Origin of the sequence: Microcoleus sp. N9_B4, assembly GCF_036701635.1 — a bacterium.
GTDB lineage: Bacteria > Cyanobacteriota > Cyanobacteriia > Cyanobacteriales > Microcoleaceae > Microcoleus.
The window spans coordinates 94,305-107,869 of the sequence record NZ_JAUBRC010000015.1; the positions used below are offsets into that span (position 1 = coordinate 94,305).

General features: G+C 45.7%; 7 protein-coding genes. 2 read left to right on the forward strand and 5 right to left on the reverse strand.

Annotated elements, in window-relative coordinates; genetic code table 11:
- Nucleotides 1–157: 157 nt before the first annotated feature.
- Nucleotides 158–1,996 (reverse strand): ATP-dependent zinc metalloprotease FtsH3, encoded by a 1,839-nt coding sequence (ftsH3, locus tag QUA43_RS12560; protein WP_006633639.1) that lies wholly within the window; start codon nt 1,994–1,996, stop codon nt 158–160.
- Between the two features lie 657 nt (nt 1,997–2,653).
- Between ftsH3 and QUA43_RS12565 the strand changes: the two genes are divergently transcribed.
- Nucleotides 2,654–9,232: a glycosyltransferase gene (locus QUA43_RS12565; RefSeq protein ID WP_333374249.1), complete on the forward strand. Its 6,579-nt coding sequence runs from the start codon at nt 2,654–2,656 to the stop codon at nt 9,230–9,232.
- Between the two features lie 50 nt (nt 9,233–9,282).
- Here QUA43_RS12565 and QUA43_RS12570 read toward each other — a convergent pair whose 3' ends face one another.
- The 4 genes from QUA43_RS12570 to QUA43_RS12585 all read right to left on the reverse strand — a co-directional run bounded on the left by QUA43_RS12570 (nt 9,283) and on the right by QUA43_RS12585 (nt 12,211).
- Entirely contained in the window at nt 9,283–9,612 is a 330-nt protein-coding gene (locus tag QUA43_RS12570; RefSeq protein ID WP_333374251.1) for a type II toxin-antitoxin system PemK/MazF family toxin, read from the reverse strand.
- Nucleotides 9,596–9,793, reverse strand: coding sequence for a hypothetical protein (locus tag QUA43_RS12575; RefSeq protein WP_333374253.1), 198 nt, complete (start codon nt 9,791–9,793; stop codon nt 9,596–9,598). Before QUA43_RS12575 ends, QUA43_RS12570 begins: the two co-directional genes overlap by 17 nt.
- A 118-nt stretch (nt 9,794–9,911) precedes the next feature.
- Complete coding sequence (locus QUA43_RS12580; RefSeq protein WP_333374255.1) at nt 9,912–10,805, reverse strand: CNNM domain-containing protein; 894 nt, start codon at nt 10,803–10,805, stop codon at nt 9,912–9,914.
- Between the two features lie 320 nt (nt 10,806–11,125).
- Nucleotides 11,126–12,211 (reverse strand): hypothetical protein, encoded by a 1,086-nt coding sequence (locus tag QUA43_RS12585; protein WP_333374256.1) that lies wholly within the window; start codon nt 12,209–12,211, stop codon nt 11,126–11,128.
- Between the two features lie 114 nt (nt 12,212–12,325).
- On the opposite strand from QUA43_RS12585, the gene QUA43_RS12590 reads away from it, so the two are divergent.
- Nucleotides 12,326–13,234, forward strand: a complete 909-nt coding sequence (locus QUA43_RS12590) for a YihY/virulence factor BrkB family protein (protein WP_333374257.1) — start codon at nt 12,326–12,328, stop codon at nt 13,232–13,234.
- Nucleotides 13,235–13,565: the final 331 nt, after the last annotated feature.

Consider the following 13,565-nt stretch of genomic DNA (forward strand, 5'->3'; position numbering starts at 1 on the left):
GTGCGTCCCTCTGGGATAACTGCAAATAGCGAGAATTGTCGCAGCGACGCACTCATAAAAAAATCGGGGAGATTCCAGACAATCCCAGAATCACCCCAATTATTGATTTCAAACTTTAGATTTCATCTAAAATCCAAAATCCCCAATCCAAAATTGATTAGGCGATCGTCGCCATTTTCACATCGCTATTAGCTAACAAATTTTGCAATTCATCAGCATCCACAGTTTCCTTTTCCACTAGCATATCTGCCAAAGCATTAAGGACATGGCGGTTGCCGACGAGTACATCTTTAGCGCGACGGTAAGCTTGTTCTACCAACAAACGCACTTCATCGTCGATCGTCGCTGCGGTTTCTTCGGAGAAATCGCGTTCAGCCATGATATCGCGACCCATGAACATATTGCCTTGTTGGCGACCGAGAGCTACAGGGCCAAGCCGATCGCTCATTCCGAAGCGAGTCACCATTTGTCGCGCTACTCTTGCCACTTGCTGCAAGTCGTTCGACGCCCCAGTCGTTACTTCTTCCTCGCCGAAGACAATTTCTTCAGCAATGCGGCCACCCAAAGCTACCGCCATTTGATTTTGCAAGTAAGACCGAGAATACAAGCCAGAATCCATCCGATCTTCGCTGGGTGTGAACCAAGTCAAACCGCCAGCGCGGCCGCGGGGGATAATGCTAATTTTCTGCACGGGGTCATAATCGGGCATCAGCGCGCCGACTAAAGCGTGACCGGCTTCGTGGTAAGCTACCAAAGTTTTGCGCTTTTCGCTCATCACGCGGTCTTTCTTTTCCGGGCCAGCGAGCACGCGGTCGATCGCATCGTTGACTTCATCCATCGAGACTTCGGTCAAGTTGCGACGGGCGGCTAAAATTGCTGCTTCGTTGAGTAGGTTGGACAAATCTGCACCTGTGAAACCGGGTGTCCGGCGGGCGATTTTTTCCAAATCCACGTCTTTCGACAAAGTTTTGCCGCGGGCGTGAACGTTGAGAATTTCTAGGCGGCCTCCGAAGTCGGGGCGATCGACTACAACTTGGCGATCGAAGCGACCCGGACGCAGCAGCGCGGCATCGAGCACGTCGGGGCGGTTTGTGGCAGCAATCAAAATGATGCCAGTATTGCCCTCAAAGCCGTCCATTTCGGTCAGCAACTGGTTCAGGGTTTGTTCCCGTTCGTCGTTACCACCGCCCAAACCAGCGCCCCGCTGGCGACCTACGGCGTCAATTTCATCGATAAATACGATACAAGGAGCGTTAGATTTAGCTTGTTCAAACAAGTCGCGGACGCGGGAAGCACCGACACCCACGAACATTTCCACAAATTCTGAACCGGAAATCGAGAAGAAGGGAACGCCTGCTTCTCCAGCCACTGCTTTTGCCAGCAGGGTTTTGCCAGTTCCGGGAGGGCCGACCAGCAGTACGCCTTTGGGGATTTTTGCTCCGACTGCGGTGAAGCGGTCTGCATTTTTCAGGAAGTCCACGACTTCTGCGAGCTCTAGCTTGGCTTGTTCGATGCCGGCCACGTCGCCGAAAGTCACCTGAGTTTGTGGCTCCATTTGGACTCTAGCTTTGGATTTGCCGAAGTTCATGGCTTGGTTGCCGGGCCCGTTTTGCGCGCGCCGCACCAGGAAAAACAGTCCGACCAAAAGCAGAATCGGGAAGAATAGGCTGCTGAGGGCTTTTACCCAGAAGCCTTCGTCGCTTTGGGGCAGAACTGAAATATCTACGTTATTTTTGGTCAGGATGTTGATCAGTTCGGGGTCGTTTGGCAGGTTAACGAGTACCTTGTTGCCGTCCTGGGCTGTGACCAGGGCTTTGCTGCGATCGGAACTGATATTTATTTTGTCTACTCTCTTGCCTTCGACTTCCTGAATGAATTGACTATACTTCCAGACTTCCCGGCTTGGGGGCTGTTTATCAAAAAATGCGGTTGCTAAGGCAATGACTACAATAGCCAGAAGTGCGTACAGGCCAGCGTTTCTCCAGCGTTTATTCACCGAGGTCGATCTCCTAATTTTTAGTCCCTGTGATTTGGGAATTTTTATTTATGTTCATCAATCTTAACGTAATTATAACTTGTTTTTGGGTGGGAGGAATCTCGGCAAGGGTGAGCTGCTGTCTGAGGTGGTGGAAACCGAACTGCCCTGGGCTTGGTCAGGAGATGCGGGTGCTGTACTCACGAGTTGTATATAGCATGAATTAAACTTTGTCAAGCCTTTAGTCGAAGTAATTTTTAGGGAGCTGACTCCTGATAAGATATCTGAGTCAGGGCAACATTGTTGTGGGATGTTCCTGTTTATTCACAAGCCATATGGTAAACCCTTGAGGAACCGTCCGAAGAGTTCAAGCGTCAGCATTAAAACAATCTAGCCGATCGCACTGCAATCACTTAGGACTATTAGAAAATTAGTTAAGTCTCAGAAATATTCGGCATTCCAACACAGCCAGTTACTTGAATAACTTTGTAAGTTTAAATAATCAAAATGAAGTGCAATATTTGTGATTCTCCAACCAACACCTTTTCTGTCGCTAGGGTCCTAAAAAAATATAACGTCGAGTATTTTCAATGCTCAAATTGCGGCTTTGTTCAAACAGAAGAACCCTACTGGCTTGATGAGGCTTATTCAGAAGCCATAGCTAGCAGCGACGTGGGAATGTTATCGAGAAGCACGATGTTCTCAAACGCCACCAATAATATTATTTTTAATTTATTTAATCACAACGCTAAATTTTTAGACTATGGAGGTGGCTACGGTGTATTTGTTCGGATGATGAGAGATTTTGGATTTGATTTTTATTGGTACGATAAATATTGCCAGAATATATTTTCTCAAGGATTTGAGGCGGACGAAAACAGCAGCTACAGCTACGAATTAGTGACAGCTTTTGAAGTATTTGAGCATTTTGTTAAGCCGCTGGAGGATATCCAAAAAATCTTCAAATTTTCCCGCAATATTTTATTCAGTACCAAACTGCTGCCAGCCAACAATCCCAAGCCCAGCGAATGGTGGTACTATGCGCTAGATGAAGGTCAGCACATTTCTATTTATACCAGCAAGGCACTCTCGATAATTGCCGAAAAATTTAATTTAAACTTTTACTCTAACGGCGATTCTTTGCATCTTTTTTCAGACAAGGAAATTCAGCCTCAAATTTTTCAAAGCTTATCATCTTACAAAGAGCCGGAATTGAAAAAACCCTCATTACTCCAACAGGATTACGAGGAGGCACTGAGAAAAATTGAAAATAGAGAGAACCGCACATCCATGACAACTCCCCCAGTCATACCTCCTACTAAAACAAGTAGAAAAATTGTTATAGACGGCGTATTTTTTCAGCTCAACAGCACTGGCATTGGTCGCGTCTGGAAATCGCTGCTAGAAAACTGGGCAGAAAATGGTTTTGCCAAACAAATTATAGTTCTTGACAGAGCGGGAACCGCCCCCAAAATTCCCGGCATTCAGTACCGGAATGTAGCCCCCTACGACTACAGCCAAACCGATGCAGACCGCCAAATGCTACAGGAAATCTGCGATCAAGAAAAAGCCGATTTATTTATTTCTACTTATTATACAACACCTTTGTCAACGCGATCGGTATTCATGGCCTACGACATGATTCCAGAGTTGATGGGACAAAATATTGGTCATTCCGAGTGGAGAGAAAAGCATTGCGGTATCCGCCACGCCTCGGCCTACATCACCATTTCCGAAAACACAGCCCGCGATTTAGTAAAGGTTTTTCCGCAGATTTCTTCAAATTCTGTCGCTGTAGCGCACTGTGGCATTGATGCCAATTTTTCGCCAGCCGATAGAGAAGAAATTTCAGGCTTTAAGTCAAAATATAGCATTACCAAGCCCTATTTTCTTTTGGTAGGCGAAAGGGTAGGCTGGCATGGTTACAAGAACGGGATATTATTCTTCAAAGCCTTTTCTCAACTTGCTAACAAGTTTGACTTTGATATAGTCTGTGCAGGTGGCAAACCTGTATTAGAACCAGAGCTGAAATTGTACTGTTCTGGGAATACTGTCCACACCCTGCAACTAAGCGACAGCGAACTGAAAGCTGCTTATTCTGGTGCTTCAGTGTTAGTTTATCCGTCGAAATATGAAGGCTTTGGGTTGCCAGTCCTTGAGGCGATGGCTTGCGGTTGTCCAGTCATCACCTGTCCAAACGGTTCGATTCCTGAAGTAGCAGGAAAAGCAGCGGTTTATGTAAACGGGGATGATGTTATTGGGCTTGTCAATGCTTTGGGGGAAATACAGAAGCCCGGTGTCCGCAACTCATTAATTGTGGCGGGGTTAGAGCAAGCTAAGAAGTTTTCGTGGTCGAAAATGGCTGCAATTGTGAGCTCAGTTTTGGTTCAAGTAGCTGAGCACGCACATTCGGAGAATGCTTCCGTTCAACAGCCAACTGATGCAGCCTTGCAGGGGGAATTAGGGAATGGTGAGAACTCCCAGCCTGTCCCGTCGGCTTTTAAAGTATCTGCGATCGTTTCTACTTACAATTCCGAAAAATTTATCCGAGGCTGCTTGCAGGACTTGGTAGAGCAAACGCTGTACAAACAAGGCCAACTCGAAATCATAGTAATTGACAGCGGTTCCCAAGAAAATGAACAGTCTGTTGTGCGGGAATTTCAAGCGAAATATCCGAATATTGTGTACGATCGCACTTCTGAACGCGAGACATTATATGCAGCCTGGAATCGAGGCATTAAGATGTCGCGCGGAGCTTACATGACTAATGCTAACACCGATGACAGACACCGCCCCGATGCCCTAGAATTCATGGCGAAATACTTGGACGAAAACGCTCCAGTAAGTCTGGTTTATGCTGACCAATTAATCACCAACACAGCGAACGATACTTTTGTCAAAACCCAAGCCCAAAAGCGCTGGAATTGGCCAGCCTTTGACTACAGCGAACTCGAACGGCGCTGCATTATTGGCCCCCAGCCGATGTGGAGAAAATCGCTGCACGAAAAATACGGCTATTTCCGAACCGAATTTACGGCTGCTGGCGATTACGAATTTTGGCTGCGGATTGGCAAAAGCGAAAATATTGTCCAATTGCCAGAAATTCTCGGCTTGTACTGCGAAAATCCACAAGGTTTGGAACATTCATCGCCAATATCGCAGCAAGAAACTCGGCAAATATGGGATGAATATGGGATCACCCGCCGAGGTGTAAAACCAGCCACTACATTACCTGTTTCAATCTCTCCATCACAACTAAATGCCATGCCCTACCGCACCTCCGCAGAAACACTCGTCAGCGTAATCATTCCCTGCTACAATCACGCAACTTTACTCAGAGAAGCTGTTGAAAGTGTTGTCAGTCAAACTTATCCAAACTGGGAGTGCATAATTGTCAATGATGGCAGCACTGATGATACCAGCAACTTCGGAAAATATTTAATTAAACTGTATCCTCAAAAATCGCTTCGCCTCATAGATAAACCCAACACGGGCCCCGCTGATTCGAGAAATCTTGGCGTTCAGCAGTCGTCAGGAAAGTTTATTTTATTCCTAGATGCTGATGATAAAATTCATCCCAAATTTTTAGAGGAGTGCGTGGAAATTTTATTAGCAAAACCCAAGGTTGGTTTTGTCTATACAGATGTGCAACACTTCGGAGCAAACTGCGATTTAGTTGTTCACGGTGACTTTGATGCTAATCGGTTTTTGAGAGACAATCAAGCCCCTGCTACTTCGCTCTTTAGAAGGGAGATTTACGAGCAAGTAGGCGGGTTGAAAAAAGTGATGAAGCTGGGATGCGAAGATTGGGAATTTTGGATTTCTGCCTATGAAAAAGGCTGGTTAGGCGATCGATTACCTAAGCCTTACCTCTATTACAGGCAGCACGGCGACGGATCTAGCAGAACCCAAAAAATGGCTGGCGATCGCCCAAAATTAGACTTAATGAGAGCCACAATTATTCACCTCCACTCTCAACTTTACAAGCCAGAAGAAGTGCGTTGGTCACAGCAGATTTTGCAGCAACACGGCAATTTAATAGCTAATGAATTAGTTGAATTTAACAAACCCGAACAATTTTTAACTTTGCTGTCCCAATATGTGGGAGAGTATCAAAAAGACCAAGCTAATGAAGTAAACCTCGCTAACATCCGCCAATCCCGGCAGCAACTTGCCAATTATTGGCTGAATCTGCCTGCAGAACAAGTGGCAAATGCCTATGGCGGTGATGCTGGTAAGGCGCAGCAGCTACTGCTAAACAGCAATATCAAAGATGAAGCGCTGACAGATGCCGAAAAGACTGTTATCGATCGACTAGCATCGCATCTATCCCAGGGAGTTAAAACTCCAAAAGATATTAACTACCTACTAGCAGCCGCCCTCTATCGTCGTGCAGATCAGTTACTGCTGAACTATGAAAGTGCAGCTATACCTAATTGGTTTGTCAGCGACTATCTCAAATTTATGTTTGCTGCGCCTACTCTCTTTCAAGAAATAGGAGAGGCTGACAATTATTGCCGGTATGTGCAGGGATGGGTGAGTTATTTGTATAGCAATATCTTCAAGAACCCAAACTCGCAAGTGTGGCAGGACATCGCCTGGTTTTTTACCCAAGCCGCTAACTTTATTCCTCTGTACTTCAATAGTGCAAATCTCAAGGATATCTACACAAAGCGGGCAGATATTATTGAATATGCCATGAAAAATCGTGGCGCTGCGATTGATTGCATTTTTCCGGCTAGACCTGCGAACAGGCAGAAAATTCGCCTCGGTATCCTGACTAAACATTTCGGGGCGATGACGGAAACTTTCGCTACTTTGCCAGCTTTTGAATATCTGAATCGAGAGCAATTTGAAATTATTTTGTACGCTCTCAATCTAGACGGGAATAAACTAGAACAGTATTGTCAGAGTCGCGCTGACAGACTGGTGAAACTGTCCCATGACTTGCCAAGTCAAGTTCAGACAATCCGGGCTGATGACTTAGATATTCTGCTGATTGCTACCAATATTACTGCGGTTACTCATCCGATTAGTTTACTGGCGCTGCATCGATTAGCGCGGGTACAAACTACCTGTTTTAATTCTCCCATTACCACGGGAATGCGACACATTGACTATTACATTGCTGGTAAGTTGATGGAACCTGCACCTGAAGGACAGGAGCATTATCGCGAGGAATTAGCAACTATTGACGGGCCTGGCTGCTGTTTTAGCTATACCCTCGAACCTTACACTCCTAACGTTAATTTCACCCGAAATAGTATCGGCATTTCCGAGGAATCGGTTGTCTTTATTTCGAGTGCTAATTTGTATAAGCTAGTGCCGGAGTTAAGGGAAACATGGGCAAAAATTATGGCTGCTGTTCCTAATTCTGTGCTGTTTTTAATGCCCTTCGGCCCTAGCTGGACTAATAATTATCCTGGGGGGGCTTTTGTGAATAATATGAAAGCCGTTTTTGCTAAGTATGGCATTGAGAGTAATCGTTTGCGGGTGTTGAAGAGTTTCCCTAACCGTGCGGATGTTAAAGAAGTTTTGAAGTTGGGGGATGTTTATTTGGATTCCTATCCCTATGCGGGGACTACTTCACTTGTAGATCCGTTAGAGGTGGGACTTCCCACTGTTGTCACGGATGGTGATACTTTGCGATCGAGAATGGGGGCGGCGGTGGTACGATCGCTCTCTATGCCGGATTTAATTGCCAATAGCGAAGCATCTTACATTCAACTAGCAGTTACTCTCGGCACTAATCCTGAACTTCGGCAGCGCTATCGCCAGGAAATTCAGCAGAAAATGCAAGCTAATCCGGCTTGTTTTGACAGTGTTGCATACTCTGGGGCGATCGGCAAATTATTCCAAGAACTCTTTGGCAAATGGCAAGCCAGCCACCTGGAAGCATCCCGCAGCTTACAGGATAGCATTCCCAAGCAGCCAGATTTGGGCGAGATGCTCTCGAATGCCCTCAAGCTTTACCAACGAAACTCCTCAAACATCTCAGCCATATCCGAATTGCGTCAAATCCGCAAACAAATCGCTGATTTTTGGCTGAACCTTCCCGCCGAAAACCTCGAAACCGCCTACAAAAGCGCTTCAGGTAACAGCTATCAAATCCTGCTAAAGAGCGATTTCCAACGTCAACCGATGATGGAAAGCGAACAAATATTTTTGCAGCAATTAACCCAGATTAGCAAAGGATTAGTGCATCCCCAAGCTGTCAACGCCTTGCTTGCCGCGATGCTGTATTTCCCGCCGGGAACCATGCGAATTCCCGACGCTCGTAACCGCTTGCCGCACTGGTTAATTGGGGATTACGAACAAGTTTTTGAGACTGAAGCCGCCGTCAAGTCTGATTCAACTTCTGACTTGCTAGCTCAATACATTCAATCGCCACAATTTGCGAATCAACTGTTAGGATGCGTCAATCTTTACCGCATCGATCCGTCAGACGAATCGGTAGTTTTGGAACTCCGCCAAATCCGAAAACAAATGGCTGATTTTTGGCTGACTCTTCCTTCAGAGAAACTCGAAAGTTTTTACCGAGGAGAGGTTCGCAAGGGATATCAAGCAATTCTTAGCTGCGGCTTGCAAGCAGAAGCAATGACTGAAGCAGAACAAAAATTTTTGCAGAAATTGACCGACATTAGCAAAGGGTTGGTGCAGCCTCAAGCTATCAATGCTCTGCTGGGGGCGATGCTGTATTTTGTACCCGGAAAAATGCGGGTTCCCGATGCTCGCACCCGCTTGCCGCAGTGGTTGGTTGAAGATTACGAAAAGGTGTTTGAAAGCGCATTTGCGACCACAGAACAAACAGTTGTCAAAGAAGATTATATGCCGCAGTTTCTCAATCAATTAACTGCTGCCGTCAATCTCTATGAAATCGACCCGACGGCTGAATTGGTAATAGCAGATTTGCGGCATATTCGCAAGCAAATTGCCGATTTGTGGCTGAGCGTTTCCGGCGAACAAGTAGAAGTTCTGTACCGGAGCGATTTTGGCAAGGGTTACAAAGCAATGCTGGGCAGCGGGTTTATTAACGAGCCATTGAATGAGAGCGATCGCGAGTTTTTTAAATCGTTGGTTGTTGAGTTGAGTAAAGGGTTTGGAGCGCCTCAAGCTGTAAATAATTTGTTGGCGGCAATGCTGTATTGTCGCCCTGGACAGTTGCGGGTTCAGGATGCGAATACTTGTTTGCCTCCGTGGTTGTTGGGGGATTACGAGCAGTTGGTTGGGGGTGCGATCGAGCTTGCTGTGAAGTAAACGAAGGTAATTTGTATCGAAAACACAAGATATCATACTGTATGGCTGCACTAAAATCCTAACCAACCTCGAAGAGATTGGTCAAGTCGCTCAGCATCAGAATCTGCTAATTTGCCAATCGTCCTTACAACTAAGCTTTCATGTACTGTATACAAACCTCGCTTGACTGCTGTAGCCACATTTAACCCTGCTATTGACCATTCAGCAAGTACGAACTCACCCTCAAGTAAGGATGCAGTTTTGCTTGTCAATGGCACAATCATAATGTCTTGATATACGTGCGGCGCACTCACAATAATTGCTGGTCTTACCTTAGAACTAGACAAGTCTGAAAAGGGATATCGAACCAAAATTATGTCATTTTTAGAGTAGCTGGGCATAGACATCATCCTCAGTATTATCCCAAACTGTATCTAGTGATGTTTGACTGGCTGGAAGCCAAAACTCAGCTTCTTCATCAGGTAAAACTGTTACTAATACTTTTGCCCCTTCGGGTAACTCTGATAACTCCAGCAGTTCTATTTTCCCTTGTCGAACAGTAGCCCAAAGTGTTTTCAGCATATCCACCTCCTAAACTGTGCTTTATGCAATTTGCAGATTTCTGGTATATTGTCGCACTGAGCGACTAATTACAACCTCACATACATAGATTGAGGAAGTATTTAAGCCTGAGTTAGGATCAATTTAACACAAGTTCTGGCTGCTGAGTCTCAAACAAAGGGCGAGTTACCTGACGCAAGAGCACTGTTTCTAAACTGCCTTCTACTACATTTTCTGCTTCTATTTCCAACTCGCCCCACAATAGCCGATCGCCTTGATTGGGCATTTTACCTAAATTGTGGATCACGAATCCGGCGATTGTTTGGTAAGCTTGGTTTGTCGGCAGATTTAAGCCGAGTTTTTCGTTAACTGCTGTCACTTCCCATACGCCAGAAATTAGTGCCGAATGAGCATCTTTTTGAACTAGAGTTGCCTGGGAAGGTGGCAGCAGCGGTTGAGACTCTTTACTGGTAATCCAACCAGTCAGCAGTCGCACGGTACTGTTAAGAATTACTAGCAGCGGCCACAGTAATTTTGAGCAGAGTTCCAGGGCCGGCATCAGCAGCAAAGCGGTGCGTTCTGGGGCGTGGGTTGCTAATACTTTGGGGATTAGCTCTCCTAAGACTATTTCTACGTAAGTTACTAAGATAAAAGCTGCGGGAACTGCGATCGAATGAGCAGTCAGCACGGCCGGCAAATGACCGATCGGCAATTTGTCGATCCACGGTTCGATCCAGTGTACAGTCGCTCCCTCACCCAACCAACCCAACAGCAAACTCCCTGCTGTTGTGCCAGTTTGAGTTACAGACAAATAATGGGGTATGTTGTTCTGAGCTTGGTGGACGAGTTCGGCGGTTTTAGCGGTTGGGCGATCGTGCGAGTGGGCAAGTTGGCGGATTTGATGGCGATCGGCTGATACTAATGCTAGTTCTGACGCCACAAAAAAGGCAATTAAAAGTGTTAAGCCCACCAACATTGCTAGCCTCAGCATTGTTTGAGCGACTTCTATTTCCAGGCAAGTAAGGTTGTTCAAGATAGATATCTAATATGATAGATGTTTTAAGTTAATTATTTTATTTTAGCTGGGGATTGGGATAGATCGATCGCCAGACATTGTGGATATCCGCACTACCCTTATTCGTAGGTGCGCCCAGCGCACCTTACTCGTAGAAATTGTGAACTCTTTCTATTGTCTTCCTTCGCGCCCTTGGCGTCTTCGCGGTTCGTTTTAACTGAGATATTGCACCATTCTCAATTACTTGTTTAGGAACAGGCCGAAAAGCCTGTTCTTGACAATGGTGCAAGATGCGAGTAAAAAAAATCTAATTCACAACACGGGAACTCATTGCTGTATCAACTCTCCCTTACTCCCCGGAGCGAATTAATTTCCGTAAAAGTCTGCACCGGATCGGACTTCAACCCGCCTTGAATGTAATTCAACTTCACTTCTTCCAACAAATCCGACAGCAGCGACTGCAATTCCGCGAGAGTTTTCTCATCTTGCAATTCCCGACGCAAACTTTGATTAAATTCTTGGCTGAAATTATCGAGAATTTTTCGACCTTTATCGTCTTCATAAGTAGTAGCTACCACATCCACAGCAGTTTGAGCCAAATAATTCGCTAGCTGTTCCGTCATCTCCGTCGGCAAAATGTTAATCGGAGAGAAAGTTTGCAGGATTTGATAGAAATCAGACTGTTTGATTGTTGTTTCCAAATTGTGGTGCAGCAAATCTTCCAAATCCGGTTGCACCTGCGGCAAAACTTTGTAAATTGTCAGATCCAAAATCCGCTTGGTAATTTGTTCGATCGTATTTTCCTGATTGACGTGAAGGTAGGGCTGCTGCGCCAGCAACATCTGTGCCGCGTCGCCCTGTTTGATCGAACTTTTAGCTTGATTGATAAACCGCACCATCATGTATTCCGACATCGTATTGGCTAAATAAGCCACCGGTTCATAGGTAACTTGAGCAACTACGCGATCGAGATTCACCAAACCCGACTTGTGCAGCCGCACCAATACCGGCAGAATCCGCCACCCCTGCCAAATCGGTATCACCAGAAATACTTCGTACCAGCGCCTCAGCACAAAATTAAACCAAGTTACCCCCGGTTTGCGGCGGGTATGGAACAGACTTTTAATCAAAAATTCCGCACCAAAAAAACCAATAAAAAACGTATCTATTCGCCAGAACTGGTCAGCACTTGTCAAATATTCGGGATTTTGCAAACTTGAATCAACGCCTTTAATCGGGTCGTAAATTTTAACTAAACCCGGAAAATAGCTCTGATAAACAGGGCGCAACTGAAGGTAACTGAAATGGAAAAGCACCAGCCCGAAATTGACCACCGCTACTAATGCGCTCATTTTTGCCCAAGAAATTGCTTTTTTGGACGATTTTACATCGGTACTGTTCACAGTTGTGTGGGAATCTGACATAAAAGTAATTTTCCGAATTTGCTCATCGATAAATCTATCTTGTGGCCGACGCTAAAAAACCCCTAACTTCTTAAAATCCCTTGGTGAACGCTAAGTATAAGGAAACCAAAAGCCGTGAAATTAAAAACAGTCATATCGCTGCTCAAAGAAACTTTTACTCAATGGCAAGAAGATAAAGCGCCAACCTTAGCCGCCGCCCTAGCCTATTACACAGTCTTCTCCCTCGCCCCGCTGCTAATTATCGTAATTGCGATCGCCGGTTTAGTCTTTGGTGCAGACGCAGCCCAAGGTCAAATCGTCGGCCAACTCCAAAGTTTAATCGGCAAAGATGGCGCCGAAACCGTCCAAGAACTCATCCTCAAAGCCTCCGAACCCAAGTCGGGAATGATTGCTACTTTAGTCGGTATCGCTACACTTTTGTGGGGGGCTTCCAACGTGTTTACTAATCTCAAAGAAGCCCTCAATACTATTTGGAATGTTTCACCGCCTCCCGGACGCGGGATCTGGGGATTTCTGCAAGACCGCATATTGTCTTTTGCAATGATTTTAGGCATAGGCTTTCTACTGCTAGTATCTTTAGTAATTAGTGCCATTTTAGCAGCCGTTAGCTATTGGTTGAACGGCTTGCTGCACTTACCAGTCGGCATTTGGCAGATTGTGGACTTTGCTCTATCCTTTGGCGTAGTTACATTGCTTTTTGCCTTAATTTACAAACTTTTGCCCGATGTCCATCTTGCATGGAATGATGTTTGGATCGGCGCCGCCATCACCTCAGTGCTGTTTACGATCGGCAAATCATTAATTGGAGTTTACCTCGGAGGTAGCGGTATTGCCTCTACCTACGGTGCTGCTGGCTCGTTCGTGATTATCTTACTTTGGATCAATTATTCGGCTCAGATTCTCTTCTTAGGTGCTGAGTTTACTCAAGTTTGGGCTAACCGCTACGGTTCCCTGATGCTGGCAAAACGCAAAAATTTGCTCAGCATTCAAGCTGAGGAATCCTCCGGGTCCAAACACCGGTAGAATTCTTAATATTAGATACAAAAAAATGCGATCGCTCACTTTTGAGTCAGCCGAATGCCAGCACCTTGAAACCTATGTCAGTTGGGACGGCGAGGCCTGTGGAATCACTAAATTTTAGACTCAACCCATCGCCAAATCTGTCGGTGAACTTGACCGGGCGAACACTTAGTAGTATCACTGGATATGGTTGAAACCAGTTTATCTTGATCCCTGTCGCTGCCCTTCGGTGATGACCGAAAAATTTGAAGTTTGCGATCGCCCCGAAAGAGATTTGTTTCCTTGCCAGTCCCCAATTTCAAAGGTGAAACCAATCTCAAGTCCACAAACTGGG

What these genes read in the sequence shown, in the direction of transcription:
- QUA43_RS12565 (WP_333374249.1), top strand. Translation starts at nt 2,654, where the DNA reads ATGTTATCGAGAAGCACGATGTTCTCAAACGCCACCAATAATATTATT.
- QUA43_RS12585 (WP_333374256.1), bottom strand. Translation starts at nt 12,211, where the DNA reads ATGTCAGATTCCCACACAACTGTGAACAGTACCGATGTAAAATCGTCC.
- QUA43_RS12575 (WP_333374253.1), bottom strand. Translation starts at nt 9,793, where the DNA reads ATGCTGAAAACACTTTGGGCTACTGTTCGACAAGGGAAAATAGAACTG.
- QUA43_RS12570 (WP_333374251.1), bottom strand. Translation starts at nt 9,612, where the DNA reads ATGCCCAGCTACTCTAAAAATGACATAATTTTGGTTCGATATCCCTTT.